9 protein-coding genes are annotated in these 16,961 nt (G+C 51.1%); all 9 read right to left on the bottom strand.

Going from position 1 to position 16,961, the window contains the following annotated elements; all coding sequences use genetic code 11:
- Positions 1-262: 262 nt before the first annotated feature.
- The 9 genes from AAIH57_RS17160 to AAIH57_RS17120 all read right to left on the bottom strand — a co-directional run bounded on the left by AAIH57_RS17160 (position 263) and on the right by AAIH57_RS17120 (position 16,564).
- Positions 263-706: a GatB/YqeY domain-containing protein gene (locus tag AAIH57_RS17160; RefSeq protein WP_095289878.1), complete on the bottom strand. Its 444-nt coding sequence runs from the start codon at positions 704-706 to the stop codon at positions 263-265.
- Positions 707-721: 15 nt separating this feature from the next.
- Complete coding sequence (gene rpsU / locus AAIH57_RS17155) at positions 722-895, bottom strand: 30S ribosomal protein S21 (RefSeq protein WP_005547957.1); 174 nt, start codon at positions 893-895, stop codon at positions 722-724.
- Positions 896-1,070: 175 nt separating this feature from the next.
- Positions 1,071-1,433 (bottom strand): histidine triad nucleotide-binding protein, encoded by a 363-nt coding sequence (locus AAIH57_RS17150; protein ID WP_175397485.1) that lies wholly within the window; start codon positions 1,431-1,433, stop codon positions 1,071-1,073.
- A gap of 283 nt (positions 1,434-1,716) precedes the next feature.
- The gene (locus tag AAIH57_RS17145) at positions 1,717-2,067 is read right to left on the bottom strand and encodes a hypothetical protein (RefSeq protein ID WP_175397484.1); all 351 of its coding nucleotides are present in this window, start codon (positions 2,065-2,067) and stop codon (positions 1,717-1,719) included.
- A 375-nt stretch (positions 2,068-2,442) separates the two neighbouring features.
- The gene (locus tag AAIH57_RS17140) at positions 2,443-5,862 is read right to left on the bottom strand and encodes an AAA family ATPase (RefSeq protein WP_430022494.1); all 3,420 of its coding nucleotides are present in this window, start codon (positions 5,860-5,862) and stop codon (positions 2,443-2,445) included.
- Positions 5,859-7,043 carry an exonuclease SbcCD subunit D gene (locus AAIH57_RS17135; protein ID WP_430022492.1) on the bottom strand — a complete coding sequence of 395 codons (1,185 nt, stop codon included), beginning with the start codon at positions 7,041-7,043 and terminating at the stop codon, positions 5,859-5,861. Before AAIH57_RS17135 ends, AAIH57_RS17140 begins: the two co-directional genes overlap by 4 nt.
- A gap of 194 nt (positions 7,044-7,237) precedes the next feature.
- Positions 7,238-11,494 carry a helicase-exonuclease AddAB subunit AddA gene (gene addA / locus AAIH57_RS17130; RefSeq protein ID WP_430022712.1) on the bottom strand — a complete coding sequence of 1,419 codons (4,257 nt, stop codon included), beginning with the start codon at positions 11,492-11,494 and terminating at the stop codon, positions 7,238-7,240.
- Between the two features lie 5 nt (positions 11,495-11,499).
- Positions 11,500-15,003 carry a helicase-exonuclease AddAB subunit AddB gene (addB, locus tag AAIH57_RS17125; protein WP_430022490.1) on the bottom strand — a complete coding sequence of 1,168 codons (3,504 nt, stop codon included), beginning with the start codon at positions 15,001-15,003 and terminating at the stop codon, positions 11,500-11,502.
- A gap of 181 nt (positions 15,004-15,184) precedes the next feature.
- The gene (locus AAIH57_RS17120; RefSeq protein WP_413035707.1) at positions 15,185-16,564 is read right to left on the bottom strand and encodes a class I SAM-dependent rRNA methyltransferase; all 1,380 of its coding nucleotides are present in this window, start codon (positions 16,562-16,564) and stop codon (positions 15,185-15,187) included.
- Positions 16,565-16,961: the final 397 nt, after the last annotated feature.

Genomic DNA, 16,961 nt, shown 5'->3' with positions numbered 1-16,961 from the left:
CGTACAATGCAACATTTCGTTTCAAAATCTTAAAATTATATTTGAAAGCTGGAGGAATTGCAAGAAATTAAATCAAAAATTATGTATTATAACCATTTTAAAGCAAATGAAGGAACTCTTTTCAAACATGCGCTGTGTATCACAGACTATTACGTTAACTCTTTCGTTTTAATAATGATCCATGAACTGCCAATTTATTTATCAAAACGGTAATCAGGAAAAAACACCCCCTGACAAGTCAGGAGGTGTTTATTGATTTGCTTTATTGCAGAAATTGTTGAACTGCTTGATTAACCAGTTTGCCGTCCGCTTTGCCTTTTACTTTCGGCATAAGGGCCGCCATGACTTTCCCCATCTCGGCTTTCGAAGAAGCACCGGTTTCCTGGATGGTCTGCTGTACAATAACTTTAATTTCTTCTTCGGTAAGCTGTGCGGGAAGGTACTGACCAATTATATCAATTTCCGCTTTTGCATTTGCCGCGAGTTCTTCACGGCCCGCTTTGTCAAATTCTTGGAGGGCATCTTTGCGCTGTTTGATTTCACGACTCAGGATATCAAGCACTTCGTTGTCATCCAAAGTTCTTTTCAAATCTATTTCAAGATTCTTGATCGTCGAACGAATCAACCGAATGGTGGAGAGCTTGAACTTGTCCTTGCTCTTCATCGCTTGCTTCATATCTTCGTTCAATCGTTCGCTAAGATTCATGTTGTTCAAATCCTCCTAAAACTTTCTCTTACGAGCAGCCTCGGACTTTTTCTTGCGCTTTACGCTTGGCTTCTCATAATGCTTACGTTTCTTCACCTCAGCCAAGACGCCATCTTTAGCGATGGAACGTTTAAAGCGACGAAGTGCAGCATCAATAGTCTCGTTTTTGCGAACTTTAGTTTCAGACACCAGTTTTCCCTCCCTCCGACCAGACCGTCCAAGAGCAATAACACGGTTCATCACCTTTCATTATAGGCGAAAGATAATAAACGTGTCAACCTTAACGTAATGATCACTTTATTTAAACGAATCACAGTGCTATCTCAATCTCATTTGAGCAAGGAAAAGAATAGCAATCGACCCATTATTGTTTGTGCGAATCCGACAGGCTTGTTAATGCACCAAGTCTGGTGCCTCCAAGCAGATGATAGTGCAGGTGATGGACCGTTTGTTCTCCATCCTTGCCGCAGTTATTAATCAAACGATAACCGGACTCGTCAACCCCAAGACGTTTCGCTGCTTCCTGTGCTGCCAGATGAATTTCACCAATCAGCGGTGTATCCGCTGCTGTCACATCATTCATGGAAGCAATATGTTTCTTCGGAATAACGAGAACATGTGTCGGCGCAGCGGGCTGGATGTCATGAAAGACAACCACATGGTCATTCTCCAGAACTTTGTTGGAGGGAATGCTGCCCTCTACAATTTTGCAAAACAAGCAATCCATTGTTCATACCCTCCTTTGATTTTAAAGATTTATGTATACTCCTCTATCATACCGGAAGTGAAAAGTGTCGTCCAATCTCACACGAAAATGCTTTTTAAAATCAACCACCCCCCATAACCATATCTATCATGCCAACGGATGGTCAATATAATCCTCATGGTCCGATCATATGCTGAACATTATAAAAAACCTTTCTGCACCCCGGTGGACCGTAATATGCCCTTAAGGATGAGAAAGGTTGCAGGATTTATTTTAATTCCAAATCTGGGTTTCGAGCCTCATATCAATAGTACGGCAGTAAAGTTAATGCGGCCAGCCCGAACAAAGGTAGAACCAGTCTGTTAAAACGTCTGCGACCGTAACCATAGTATGGATAGGGATATGGGTACGGGTATCCGTATCCCGGATAAAATCCGCGAGTATGAGGGGCAGGATACCCTGCTCCTGGCATTGCGTTTGCTCCCCAGTTTGCATGATTTGCTAGAGCTTCAGGACCGACAGGGACAGCCAAATAAATCATGTCGTCATCCACATTTTCCATGATTCCATCAAAATGGCTTCCGTCCTTCATCTGTACACAAACATAACGATGCATGTGTTCCTTGCATAATTTCTTCGCTTCCACCTTTTCCACTTCAGTACGCCTCCCTTATCGTGCTTCATCACCCTTCCATGGTATTCAGATCTGGGCGAATTGACACTCAAGGTTCACGCAAAAAAAAGTACCCCGTGAGCGGATTTCGAATGAAATCTGCTGCCACGGACGTCTAACCAGGAAACTTCCTGATCAAACGTCCGCCGGGGTACTTAACATAAGGTATGTCGGCTTGACTGTAGTATAACAGCAGGTTGAACCTGTATCTGTGAGGTATCTCACTCAATTCAGGGGAGTAAAAGAAATATGATACCCATTCTCCACTCCGGAATTCAGTCGACTGAAGGATCTACTAAAGGATAATGGCAGTCATTACATAATTTAAGACTTGGCGAAGAAAAACAGATCACGTTTTTAAAGGCTTTCCAATACCACCCGAGAGCCGCCCCCAGCCTCGTTTGCAGGAATAATAACAAGCTTGCGTGGCAGACGAGCCCGCAGCTCCGGCACGTGGCTTATGACTCCGACAGCTAGACGGTCATCATGCAGTTTCTCCAGCGATGTAATTACGGTATCCAGCAGTTCAGGGTCCAGCGTACCAAACCCTTCATCCAGGAAGAAAAATTGCAGTGGATACTGACCACGCAGCTGAATCTGGGCAGATAAGGCCAATGCCAGGGACAAGGAGGTCAAAAATGTTTCGCCGCCTGACAAGGTTGATACTGGACGTTTAACCCCTCCGTTTGCATCATCACAGATAACAAATCCGCCGCCCGAGTCCACCTCGAGCGAATACCGCTGTTTGGTCAAAAATCGTAGGCGCTGTGAGGCAGCTTGGCTCACCTGCATGAGTTGTTCTTCAGCAATATACTCTACAAAAGCATTTCCCCTGAAGGCAGCCTGAAGTTTGCTGAGCAGCTCCCCTTGATGACTTACTTCTACCCGTTTGTTCTCCAGTTCGGTCCAGCGAACATGACGCTGCTGAACATCCTCCAGATCCCGTTCTGCACGTGCCTTGGCACTTAGTGCAGCTTCATCCTCGGCGCGTCTCGACTTCAGACGTTCCGTACAGGATACCCACTGCTCTTCGGACACTTCTGCTCCACCGAGCTTCTGCTCAAGTTCACGCAGCTGTAAAGCCAGTTCACGTTCGCGTTCACGATGATGCTGAATGTTTGCTGCCAAACGCTCAGCCTCTTCCGAAGAAATGGCCGCTTCCAGAACAGCTTGTTCAGAGTCGAATGGAGATTGAACCAGCAATTGCTGCCAGCGTGCAACTGCCTGATCCAGATGTTCCGCCGCTGAGGCCAAGGCCTGCCCAGCCATAACGTCTTTTTTGGCAGACTCCTGTTTCAGGGCGTCCGCTTCTTTGAAGCGCTGGGCCGAGTCGGCAGCTGCTTTTCGTAGTCCATCCAGATGGGACTCGGCAGCGGCGATCAATTCCTCCACTCGTTGCTCGCCCACCCATTGGCGCAGTCGTTCTTCCTTTTCAGACAGCTGTTTGTTATTCCCCTGCCACTCGGTCTGCCACTGGATCAGCTGTTTGTCCAGTTCAACAAGTTTCTGGTGAAGGGACTGTACCAATTGCTCCTTCTCTTCCAGGAAGGTGACACTTTTGTTCAGCCGTTCCTTAATGTCTTCAGCACGTGCATCGCGTTCCTGCATCGCCTGATGAAGGGCGACAGCCTCCTCCTGGGCGATGCCCGGCAGTTCGGCGGCCCAGCGGCCTTGCAGTGCAGCTGCAGCTGCCTCACTCTCGGCCAGCTTGCGTTCCGCCTGGACGAGCCCGGCACGGCCGGCCTCCTGCGCGGCAGCCGCTTCCATGCGGCGCTGCTGCGCACCCACAGCCGCCTGCTGTAACGCGGCGGCTTCCGCTTGCACTTGCGCTGCAGCGTCAGCCAGCGCTCGCGCGGCTTCGCGCAGTGCGGCGGCACGCGCTGCCCAGTCCGCCGGGGAGCGCCCGTGTGCGGGCGAACCGGCGGGCTCAGGCTCCGCTGCCGCAGGCGCGGCCTCGGCTGCGGCCGGAGCTTCGCCGGCCGCAGCGCCAAGCTGCGTCAGCAGGCTGCGACGTTCGTGCAGCTGCTGGCGCAGCCCGAAACGCAGCTCCTGCAGCTCCGCCTGCAGACTGCGCAGCAGTTCGAGGTCCGCATCGCCTGCGTGCGGACCTTCTCCCGGCGGTGCAGCCGGGAGCGGGTGGTGTGCGGAGCCGCACACCGGGCAAGGCTCGCCGTCACGCAGCTCGGCGCGCAAGGCGGAGGATAGCCGGTGCAGCTCCTGCTCGCGCATCGAGCCGCGCAGCTGCTCCTCCGCCCAGGCCAGCAGGCTCTGTTCGCGGCCGACGTCCTGCTCACAGGCCAGCAGGGCCTCAAGACCCGCTGACGCCTGTTCGACCAGAAGCTGACGCCATTCATTCAGGCGGCTCTCTTCGCCGCCCGCCGTCTGCAGCTTCTCGGCTGCCAAATTCGCAGACTGCTTGTAGGTTTCCATTTCAGCCTGGTTCTGTCGTAGCTGTTCTGCGGCCATATCCAGTCGATGCCGGAGCTCAAGTGCAGCTTGCAGCTGTCTTCGCTCCTCAGCCTTGACTTCATTCGGCTTTAGACTTTCCTGCAACTCTTCTCTGCGTTTGCGTCCACGCTGCTGCAGTTCTTTTTCCTTTTCCAGCTGCTGGCCAAGGACAGCCTGCTCAGCCTGCCCCTGCTCCAGGAGCTGCTTCAGACGGGCACCGTCCTCTTGCAGACCGTCCCGTTCCCGCTGCAGCTCTTTGGCCTGTTCCAATTGTTCCAGCCGGAGCAACAGTTTCGGTTCACCCTCAGCCAACTGCATACGCGCCGTATCAGCCTTCTCTGCTTCAAGAACAGATAACCGTTCGTGTTCCACAGCTTGTTCATGGGCTGTTGCAGCTGCAGTTTGTCGCAGCTTCTGCTCTGTTACAGCATCCCGCATCGTCTGAAGTGCAGGTAATATGGCCTCGGCTGCACCAGCCTGTTTCAACCGTTGTTCACCTGTTTCGATCTCCGGTTCAAGGATTTTGAGCTTTTGCTGTTCTTCCAGACGCCTCTGGCGCTCTTGACTCCATTCACGTATTTTCCCCAGCTGCTCAGCTTCCTTCGTTGCTTCATCCAGAATTTTCCGGGAGAGTTCTGCATTCTTTACAGCCTCTTGGAGAAGTCGTCCGGTTTCTTCCAACGTTTCCTTGCTCGCATTGCCAAGACCCTGCTGCTCTGCCAGGAGAGCTTGATGAACCATATCGTTATCTTTCACTCGCCGGCTCAGCTTAATGGCAAGCTGATCTCCATATTTCTCCAAATGGAACAGACGCTGCAGCATCTGTCGTCGTTCACTGCCTTTCAGGGATAGAAACTCAGCAAATTTACCCTGCGGCAGCACAACGGCTCGCGTAAAGTCATCCATTTTAAGGCCAATCACTTCTTCAACGCAGCGGTTAACATCGGCCAGTTTATCAGCAAGCACCTGTTCCTCTCCGTTTACAGTCTCAATGAATTTGCTGATCGTATTGCTTACAGATATTTCATTGTTACGTTTAAAACGCCGTTCCACCCGAAATCTCCGTGTCCCTTCAGCCGATGACAGTTCGAAGGTAAAAGCCACCGATAGCGCATCCTCAGCATGATTCATGATGCCCTGCGTCCCGTTAACCGCCCGTTCCACCTTGCCGTACATTGCAAGGGTAATGGCGTCCAGCAAGGAAGATTTCCCGCTCCCCGTTGGACCGAAGATGCCGAACAATCCGGTTTCCGTCAGTACCGTAAAATCAACTTCCTGTGCTTCACGGTAGCTCTGCAGACCGGCCACTTTTAATAAAATCGGCTTCATCTTCCTTCAACCTCCTCACGCACGCCTGGCTCGTCCTCATCTACAAGTTCCAGGAACAGCTTCACCAGACTGTCTTCAGGCTGTGCCCCGCCTGTCTGACGCTGGTAGAACTTGCGAAACAATTCGTGCACGGGCAGCTCGGAACGCTGCTCCAGCAATCCTGCTGCAGCCATCTCCGGATAAACCGGTCGGATATGAATGATGCCGTCATGCGACTTGCGCAGCTGCTGGATCTCTTTCAGTGACATAGCATCGTCCAACCACACTTCCATATCGATAAAAGATTGGGCATCTCGCCCCTCTTCCAGCCAGCGATATACCTCGGCCAGTCCACCGCGTGCCTTCCAACGCACAAGTGGACGTCCACAGGTTAACAGCACTTCTTCCACATTTGCAGTTCCGCCTGGCGCCAGATCCACCATCGTAACCGATTTGCTCTGTCCCGCTTCCGAGAAGCTGTAAGCCAGTGGCGATCCACTGTACCGGATCACACCGTCTCCCTTTACAGCCTGGGCCCGATGAAGATGTCCAAGCGCTGTATATTGCGCACCGATCGACAACGAGGATGGATCCACCGTATAGGCACCACCCACCTGAATCGGGCGCTCCGAATCACTTTCCACCCCGCCCAGTACATAGATGTGACTCATCCCCAAATTGACCGTATCCGGACGAAATGAACTCGCCAGCCGCTGCATCAACATTCCTACCCGGCGGCTGTAGGCCTGACGAAGCACGTTTTCATCCCCATCGGTAGTGAGCAGTTCATTCAGCCGTGCCTCCGAAGGATAGGGCAAAGCTGCAATCCGGGCAGTCTCGCCCGTTCGCTGCGCATGAATGGTCACTGCTTCTGCCGTTGGCATGCCTACCAGAGTAATGCCCTGTCTGTTCACAAGTGGCGTTACAGAAGCCACCCGTTCCGGCTGATCATGATTGCCTGCAATGACTACCAGCGGTCTTCCGCGCTCCGTGAGCCGGGCAGCCGCTTCATAAAACAGCTGCTCTGCCGATGCAGGCGGATTAACAGAGTCATATACGTCGCCAGCCATTAACACTGCGTCCGCTTGCTGATCATCCGCCAGTTTGACGAGTTCATCGATGAAATCCTCCTGTTCACGCAGCCTGCTTCGTCCTTCCAGCGTTTTCCCCAAATGCCAGTCCCCTGTGTGCAAAATACGCATGTTCCGTTCATCCCCTCTCCCCTGCAAGATCTCTGTATCAGATCTCTGCTGTCTCCAAACTTTCGTGAATCATTTCTCTCTAAAGGCTAAACATCCTGGACAAAAGGGGACACCATCGCTTCTTCAGAATCGATTCCGTCCCCTTCATGTCATCCGTTCTAAATCAAACACTTTATATAAACCCTAACCTGTTCTTAAAGCTCTACAGCATGTCCGCCATCAAAGAAGTACAGCCACTTCCGATCTACCTTACGTCCCAAAATATCTTCAATCGCACGGCCATACAGTTCCAGCTGAAAACGATAGTTACTCGTCAATTCTTTTAGACCTCCGCGATGTTCAAGCACCCGGTCGGTTTTGTAATCCAGCAGCGTGAGCTCGCCTTCCACCTCATACAGGCAATCAATGATCCCCTGTACAAGGACCGTTTCGTTATCCAAAGATGCCCGGAGTCCACTGCCTTCATCCAGCATTTGCATCCCTGAATTTGATGACAGATTACGGAGCCACTCGGCTGGAGAATGATCTGCTGGCAGTCCATAGATGAACGGAATCTCCCGTTTCACCCAGTCTGCACGCAACAGGTCAGTTCCTGGTGCTGCCTGGAAAAATTGTGCGACATGCGCAGGTTCAATCACTTCTGCCTGATGAGGCAGCAAAATCTGAAGTGTGGCCAGTCTTGCCAGTGTCTGTTCAACCACCGCGGCATCCACATTCGTTCCGTCCAAGGGTAAATGCTGCATCAGCGTGTGGTACACTGTACCTCGCTCAGCCCCCGTCAATTGTTTCTCTTCCATAAACTTCGGACGACGCAAATGCAACTTAAAGGACGTTTCGCTAGCTTTATCCATTGAATCATTAAAGACTTCACTAACTTTATCTTCTGGCTGCGGACCTTCAAGAACGACAGCATGATCCATTTGTCTTTCAAGCTCTTCCATCACCTGAAGAGGCTGATGGTCCTGTATGGCAAGCACTGCCTTCAATTCCGAAACAGACGTGCTTGCAGCAATCCGAGTAGCCGCTTCATATGGGTATGTCCATGACAGTCGCTGATCAACGTTTTGGACGCATTGCTTTTCCAGTGAGACTTGATCGATATCCATGCCTTCTTGTGACGTTCCATCTGGAGTACTCACAACCATCTCGTTAAGGTTAATTGTAGAAGGAAGTAGGTTTACAGGCTTCGCTGCTTGCAGCGCACTCATGCGCTCTTGACGAATCTCCGTCATCTCGTTTTCGTCACCATGTTTCGAATCCACAAAGATCTCCTTGGATACCCAATCGGCAGAAATGACGGATATGCTCCAGCGTGATTCGTCCTCTATCAGGCAAGCAGCATATGAATCATGCACACCAGCCAGTTCACGCAATGAAGAAGCTGCTGGATGGCGAATCAAAGCAGGTCCGATCCAGTCGAGATAACTCCTTCCTGCCGCTAGGAGGTAATCAGGAAGAATCAATTCGGAACTGTCTTTTATCTGTGACCAGGCCGCTGCTTTTTTGGCAGCATCTTTTACCGTCCCAACCAGAACCATTTTCTCCTTTGGCCGAGTGAGGGCCACATAGAGTACCCGCATCTCTTCCGCCAGCAATTCAAACTGGGCGCGGCGGCGAATGGCCAGATTGGCCAATGTGGGGTAAGCCACCCGGTTCTCCCGATCCACAAACCTTGGACCGAATCCGAGCTCCTTATGCATCAGAAACGGTGCATTCAGGTCCTGTTGGTTGAACATCTTGGAGATGCCTGCCACAAATACAACCGGAAATTCCAACCCCTTACTCCGGTGAATCGTCATAATTCGTACCGCATTATCCTGTTCACCTGATCCGGCCACCGTTCCCAAATCTCCGCCATTCTCGCGCAATCTGGAGACATAGGTCAAAAAGCGGAATAAACCCCGGTTCGCCGTCGCTTCTTCATATTGACGTGCACGGTCATACAGAGCTTTCAGATTGCTTTGACGCTGCATTCCTCCCGGAAGACCGCCAACCCAGTCCAAATAGCCCGTTTCCCTGTATATACGCCAGATGAGTTCACTCAGACTGCCTTGGCGTGCTTCGAGCCTCCATTGCTCCAGCTGGCGCATAAAACGAATTAATTTTTGTTGTAATTCCGAGCCCGCATCTTCTGGAAGCTCTTCATCCACTTTATATCTGTCGTTCTTTGTTTCTCTGTCGCCAGGTTTCGGTTCCATCACCTCTGCCTCTGCCGAAACAGCTGCCTCTCGCTCCGCCTGCTGAATCTCTGACCACGCTTCCGGCCATTGCATCTGGATTGCTGATGAGTCATGATCGCGCACTTGTTCGGTCTCAATAGCAGATACAACAGCGTCATAGAAAGACTGCCTTTTATCTCCCAGACGGATTTGTGCCAGATCCTCTTCATCCAGACCAACTATTGGTGAACGAAGCACTGAAGCAAGCGGAATGTCCTGTCTAGGATTATCCACGATCTGAAGCAGGGACAACATGATCTCCACTTCCGTTGCCTGAAAGTAACCCTTGCTCTGCTCTCCTCCGGCTGGAATCCCCTGTTGTCTGAATTCCTCAATCATCAGGGGGGCCCACATCAGGGCAGAACGCAGCAAGATGACAATGTCACCGTAACGCGCTGGACGCATTGTTTTTAATGCTTTATCGTACACATTCAGCGCAGGCTGATCCGTATCGCCTACAATCTCCCGGATACGGCGAGCCATGGCCCGGGCCTCTAATTGAGCCGTTTCAAGTTCGACACTTTCCAGTTCAGCTGATGCCAGGTGTTCTCCATTTTCATCCACACTTTCGCTCAGATCAGGGCCTCCGCCTTGTCGATCGATCAGCATCAATTCCGGCGTATATGCCTCGTCACCCTCTGTTTCCGGTGGAAACGAAGCTCCGTAGGCGAGCTGGGCCCGTTCGTCATAGGCGATTTCGGCTACACCTTCATTCATGAGCTGGCGAAACAGCATATTCACCGAATGTACCACCTCTGCACGACTGCGGAAGTTCCGTGCCAGATCAATACGTCTACCCGTACGCGCTGTATTTTCTTCTCCTCCATCCGCTTGGATGCCGGACTCATATTGTCGGTACTTGTTCAGAAACAGCCCTGGTTCAGCCAAGCGAAAACGGTAAATACTCTGTTTGACATCTCCTACCATAAAGCGATTGCCCGGATTTTCCCTCGAGATCAACCTGACAATGTCTTCCTGAACGGTATTGGTATCCTGATATTCATCCAGCAGCACTTCATCAAAACGTGCTCTGTATTCCATCGCAGCATCTGACGGCATTGACAGCTCTGGCGTGGAATCCTCATGACGCAAAATGTGAAGGCAGTAGTGTTCCAGGTCGCTGAAATCAACCTGACCACGTTCCTGTTTGGCCAGCTTGTAGCGTTCACCGAACTCACTTACAAGTTTGGACAATTCCTGCATGAGCGGAGCAGCCTGCTCCAGCTCCTGCCAGAACGAAAATGCACTCCGGCCAAAAAGTGACCCTTTCAGATCGGTGACTGCTTTTTTCGCTGCTTCCCGAAGCTCCTTCACTTGCTCCTGAAGCGCCGCATCCGTTTGGTCCTTTTTGCAGGGTTTCAGCTTGCCAAAAGCGGCTGGCTGAAATACTTCAGGCAGTCTCTCCCAAGGCATAACCTCCACTGCTGACAGAAGATCCTCGACCATTGCAAGATCTTCCTTCAGCGTATCTGCATACGGTTTTGGTCCTTCCGGCTGCAGGGCAATGCCAATACCTTGGCGCAGTAGTCCGACCGCTCCGCTCAGGGTCAGTGCAGCATCGCGTAAAATGCTCTGTACCCATGCAGAATGACCCAGCGCCTCCACACTTTCAACTTGAAAAGCAGACGCCATTACCGAGAGCCAGTGATCCGGCCAGGAGTGACTCCGCGAGAAGTCATACAACCGCTGCACAAGCCGGTGCATGGCATCATCGTTTCTTTCCCCACTGAACCAATCCACCAGCTCACGGAAAGTACTGCCTTCGCCTTCTTCTCCGTATTTATCTTCAAAAAGCTCCTCCAGAAGTTCCTGACGCAGCATTTCGGCTTCATTCTCGTTCAATATCCGGAAGGCCGGGTTAAGCGGAATTTGCTGATAGTAACGACGGATGACTTCCATACAAAATGAATGGAGAGTTGTAATCGAAGCTCGCCCGAGCAGCGACAACTGCTTGCGCAGATGCTCTTCCTCAGGCTGCTCCTCAAGCGCCTGTTCAAGCGCCTCCCGGATACGCTGTTTCATCTCAGCAGCCGCTGCCTTCGTAAAGGTAGCCACCAGCAATCGATCCACGCTGAAACCACGGGAAGGATCTGCTATTTTGCGAATAATCCGTTCAACCAACACAGCTGTTTTCCCTGAACCTGCTGCTGCGGCAACCAGAATGTCTTCCCCACTCTGGGAGATCGCACTCCACTGGTCATCACTCCAGAAGCTGCCTTCCGGTTTTGGCATATTCGTCACGTTGTATCCCCTCCCTTGTTGTGTGACAGCATGTCCCAGATTTGCTGTTTGCCCGGCTTGGACAACAGATTATATTCATTGCCTTCAATATTTTCATCAAATTGACACACCGGTTTATACGGACAGAACGTACACGCAACCTCCTGCTGAATGCGATAAGGTTCAATAGCCACATCCCCATCCGTAATCCGGGTCCCGATCTCCTGGATATTACTGCGAACCGATGCAAGCAGTGTATCCCACTGGTCTGGCGTAGCTACAGCAGCACTGCTATAGAAGCTGCCATCAGCCTTGAGTGCGACAGGGATAATTGCCGAGTACCCTTTATCCAGGGTGTTGTCCATTTGTGCAATGGCATCGCGGTCTGCCAGAAGGAGGCCCTTCATTTTGAATCGTTTCAGCAATTCCTGTCCCGCCTGTTCTGACGTCATGCCGTTCGCTGATTGCAGCAGCGGATTATGCACGTGAAAATACAGCGTTCCTCCAGGCATCGCCGATTCTCCCAGCCACTCTTCGGCCGCACTAAGCAGCACTTCCAGATACGTAAGCATCTGCAGGGACAGTCCATAGTACACTTCGTGCAATTTGAGATCGGTCTGGCTCGATTTGTAGTCAATGACCCGCAGCAGCAGACCATTCTCCCCTTCAGCCACATCAACCCGGTCAATCCGGCCCACAATCTCCATCACACATCCATTCTCAAGTTCGAAGCGCAGCGGCGGCAGAGGTTTCCCTGGCCCAAAATCCAATTCAAGCCCAATGGGTTCATAACTTCCCCGCCTGGACTGCTCACCCAGAATGATCGAAGCCCGGCTAACAATATCCTTCAGTTTGCGGAAAATATAACCGTATCGCTTCGTGCTGAGCAAAATCTCTCCCTGCAGCTGTGGCGCAATCTGCTCCACGGTCTGCTCTGCTTCCTTTCGGCATTGTTCCGGAGAGAGGCTGCCCCAGCTTCGGTTCTCTTCGCGCAGCCGTATAGCCAATTGACTTAGTGCAGCATGGAACAACTGCCCAATATCCGGTGCCTGAAGTCGATATAATTGCCGTTCTTTTAATCGCAATCCATGGGAGGCAAAATGGGAGAATGGACACGCCACAAATCGTTCCATCCGCGAAACACTCGTCCGCACCTCTGTACCATATAATCGGCGACTCGTCGAAGTACGCAACGGCAGTGCCCGATTACGATAAAAAATCGATCCCAACAATCGTTCCAACTGGGGTCTTCGGGCCTCATCGGACAGATGCCAGTTGTAGACAGACCACCAGAGTTCAGGAATCTCCTCACCACGGCGCCATCTACGCAATTGTCCAATCAGAACAGACAGACTCTGCTCCGGATGAATGACATAAGGCCAGTGAGTCTCTTCTGAATCCGTTACCGGTGGCTGGGCAAGCAATGGTGATTCATTCAAACCAAACATTTTGCGTACATGCCTTACAATCTCCGATGGCAGCAGTGTTTTCCCCTCATCGTCAGCCACAGGATAACTTAGCCACAATTGCCTGCTGGCCGCAGTCAGGGCGGTATATATCAGAAAACGCTCGTCCAGCATTCGTCTTGTTGTTCCCGGTCCAAGACCCAAGCCCCGTTCGGTCAGCAGCTCCCGTTCCTGCTCGGTTAATACCCCATCCTCCTGCGGTACAGCCGGCAGTTCACCATCCACGGCACCCAGAATAAATACATATTTGATATCCTGCAGCCGCGTCCGATCCATGGAACCGACCAGCACCTGATCCAGCGCCGGCGGAACGAGTCCGAGCTTCAGTTCGGTTAAACCCGTCTCCATCAGACCAGCGAACAAATCGATATCCAGTCGTTCGGCTCCCATCATGTCCACCATCTGGTCCAGCAGATCCAGGACTGCTCCCCACATCTGACGATGTTCCCGCGAACGTTCTGGATCCCCCTGCGCTGTCGCTTCAGCAGACATCACTTCCAGCTTCCATGGAATCTCTGCATCTTCCAGCAATCCATACAAGGCAGCACACTGTTCTCTGGCAGTCTTGGCCTTGTTCATCCGTTTTTCAAAAACACCCATCGGATCCGTAATGACCGTTCGGCATTTTTCCATCAACGACAGCATTTGTTCACGACCTCGGCTTCGACCTTCCTGGCCATTGTCTTCCAGGGACAGGCTCGGAACATATTTCCATGGTTTTCCATCCGTCCAGCGGTATCCGTGGATCCCACAGGCAAGAATATAGTTTTCGAGCTGGTCCATATCTTCACGGGTAATGGAGCCATCACGAGGAAGCAGCAAATCTGTTTTAACACAGCGAAATACATCTTCATAACGCCAGCGACGACGAACAATATCAATTGCGGAACGAATGAATTCGGCGAGCGGATGATGAAGCTCACTTCTTCTGCGATCCAGGAAAACTGGCACGTCATAGTCTCTGAACAATGGTTCAGCGATATCGGCATAGGCATCCAGCTGACGAACGAGCACCGCCATGTCACGGTAACGCACACCTTCATCCTGAGCTAATCTGCGCATTTCCCGCAGTGCTCCTTCCATCTCTGCCCTGCGATTTTCAGCTGCATACATTTTGATGCCAGCATCACGGCCATCGCTTCTCCAACGAATTCGGCGGTCGAATCCAGATTCCAGATGGGCAAGACCCGGACTTTCCTCATATCTTGGTAAAACATCTGGATCAAGCACTGACGTCTCGCTCCCAACGCCCAGATCATCCGCCATACCTTTGAGCCGTGCGTAAGCACTCGCGGTTGGATGGAAGAGATCCAGTTCACTGGGCAGTGCCCCATGATCATACGGTCGATCCAGGGTCAGTGTAATGGTTACGGAAGAAGCCTGAAGCATCAACCGTCCAATCACACTCATTTCCTGCGGGGTAAATCCCTGAAAACCATCGATCCATATCTGAGCATCCTGAAGAAGCGCACTTTCTGACAAACGATCATTCAATTCTGTCAGCGTGTCTTCATCATCGATGTAGAGTTCCGATAGTTCCTGTTCATAGTCACGATATATAAGAAGCAGATCATGTAACTTATCCCCCAAAATTGGTGCCGAAGAAGATGAACTCCATGTAGAAAGCCCTTCTTCCAATGAACCGGGATCAAGTTCATATCGCTTGAATTCGCTATATAAATCATTCAAATGCCCGATAAATCCCAACTGGTTGCCAGAGGCACCAAAAAGCTTCAACTCTTCCTTGCGCCGCTGAAGCACTTTATAGAGCAGCATCTTTTTCCCCTCGGCTCCGATTGGAATACGAGCAGAACCACCCGCTTCCTGCATAACACGATAGGCCAATCGGCGAAAACCCAGCACTTCGGCACGCATGGTGCCTTTGATCGCACCCGAAGAAACCAGGGCCTGCTCAGAACGAAACGAACTCTGCTCCGGAACCAGCCAAATGAGAGGTTTACCTTGGGGTTCCTGTTGAAGCTGAGACGTAATTTCCCGGGTAATCAGCGTCGTCTTCCCGCTGCCTGCCCGGCCAATAATAAAGCGTACGGACATGTTTAATCCTCCAAACCGTCACGAACAAGATTTTAATTCTCAGTATAACATATCTGACCTGGTTCGGAACATACGTTTGCCACAATCCGGTAAAGCCAAGATGATCTCCTGTAACAGGAAAAAGCCCACAGCTTATAACCGTGGACTTGTTTCGTGATGGAATCTAATAAACCAAGAGGGATCAGTTTGTTTTGCTGCGCACTTCAAAAATGGCAAATTTCAAGTAATGGCCCTCATCAACACCCAAAATTTGCGGGTGATCCTTACCTGCAGCTTTCCATTCGATCAAACGCAGCACTTTGCCTGCATCTTCGGCTGCATCCGCAATTGTTTCCAGGAAGAGATCAGGGCGCATATGGTACGAACAGCTTGCCGTTACCAAATATCCACCCTCATTAACAAGCTTCATGCCATGCAGGTTAATATCCTTATAACCACGGCATGCTCCTTTAACTGCGGATTTCGTTTTGGCAAAGGCAGGTGGGTCAAGGATGACCACATCGAACGTTTTACCGCCGCCGGCTGCAAGCGCTTTGGAGGTATCCACTTTCTGTTCAGCTGCCCGTGCGCGTACGGAGCGATCGTCTATACCTTTGACCTGTTCACGTAAGTATTGGAATGCATCAGCGACCACAAACTCTACCCGATCTGTGAAGCCGTTTAATTCTACATTGGTGCGGGCACTTTCAATAGCATGCTCTGAAATATCAAGGCATGTCACTTTTTTGGCCCCATATTTACAAGCGTTCAATGTGAAGCTGCCTGTGTGTGAAAAACATTCCAGTACTGTTGCGCCGTCCCAATACGGGAAGGTCACCACTTTACCACTTTTATTCACGGGTAACAGCTGCTCACTTCCATCTTGTTCCACGTGCTGCATGGTGATTCCGCTTTTGTAACCCCAGCCCTTCATGAGAGGTTCAATCGCTGCCCGATTCTCACGCTGGTCGAAGAAATAACCCGTTTTCTGACCTTCTACGATATCGACTTTAATGAGCAATCCATTTTCGGTTACCGTCACATGACGTGGACAGTCCCCATACAGCGGTCCTTTCGTCTGCTCCAAACCTTCCAACTCACGAATAGGCACGTCGCTGCGCTCATAGATCCCCTCCGGCTGCATCACTTCGATCAGAGCCTGTACGATGGCTTCACGGCAGCGGTCCATTCCTAGCGTAAGCAGCTGCACAACGAGGATACTGCCAAAACGATCAACGATCAGACCCGGCAGAAAATCAGCTTCGCCATAAACCAGACGATAGGCCTCGCCATCCCGGATAAAGCGTTCCCGGTGACGCAAGCAGTCACTGAAACGGGCAGCGAAAAAAGCCGTGTCCATTTGTTCAAACTCCAACGGTTGATAGGAGACGACTCTCACTGTAATTTGTGATGCCGGGTTGTAGTACCCTGTTGCCAGATAGCGGCCCTGATGATTCAGTACATTGACCAGATCTCCCGGTTCCGGGTTCCCGTCAACCGAGGCAATCTCGTTGTTATATATCCATGGATGTGCATGTTCAAGCCGCTTTTTGCGACTGCGTTCCAGTGTAACCGATGGCAAGGTAAATCCACTTCCTTTGTTGTTAGTTAGTTAAAAAGATAGGTTTAGTGCAAAGGGAGACGCTACGGGGACGGATTGGTCTTCCGATCGCTGTTATCCCCAGATTTTTCTGATTCCCTTTTCACTAAGGGAAAATCCGGGGATAAACGCGAACGCTTCGCTTCTTCAGATCCAATTCCGTCCCCTCAGCTCCGTTTGCACGAATCACCGTTTCTTTTGAATTTGTGAGGTAGGTATGACCCAAATGCAAAGTCATGCTACCATTACGGGGACGGATTGGTCCTCCGATCGCTGTTATCCCCAGATTTTTTGATTCCTTTTCACAAAGGGAAAATCCGGGGATAAACGCGAACGCTTCGCTTCTTCAGATCCAATTCCGTCCCCTCCGCTCCGTTTG

Source organism: Paenibacillus sp. MABNR03 (assembly GCF_050455445.1).
GTDB classification, from domain to species: Bacteria; Bacillota; Bacilli; order Paenibacillales; family Paenibacillaceae; genus Paenibacillus; species Paenibacillus xylanilyticus.
This window is presented reverse-complemented; position numbering and strand designations above follow the sequence as displayed.

Excerpts from the sequence above, each read along its gene's own strand:
- AAIH57_RS17160 (WP_095289878.1), bottom strand. The coding sequence starts at position 706 with ATGAATCTTAGCGAACGATTGAACGAAGATATGAAGCAAGCGATGAAG.
- AAIH57_RS17150 (WP_175397485.1), bottom strand. The coding sequence starts at position 1,433 with ATGGATTGCTTGTTTTGCAAAATTGTAGAGGGCAGCATTCCCTCCAAC.
- AAIH57_RS17140 (WP_430022494.1), bottom strand. The coding sequence starts at position 5,862 with ATGAAGCCGATTTTATTAAAAGTGGCCGGTCTGCAGAGCTACCGTGAA.
- AAIH57_RS17135 (WP_430022492.1), bottom strand. The coding sequence starts at position 7,043 with ATGCGTATTTTGCACACAGGGGACTGGCATTTGGGGAAAACGCTGGAA.
- addA (WP_430022712.1), bottom strand. The coding sequence starts at position 11,494 with ATGCCAAAACCGGAAGGCAGCTTCTGGAGTGATGACCAGTGGAGTGCG.
- addB (WP_430022490.1), bottom strand. The coding sequence starts at position 15,003 with ATGTCCGTACGCTTTATTATTGGCCGGGCAGGCAGCGGGAAGACGACG.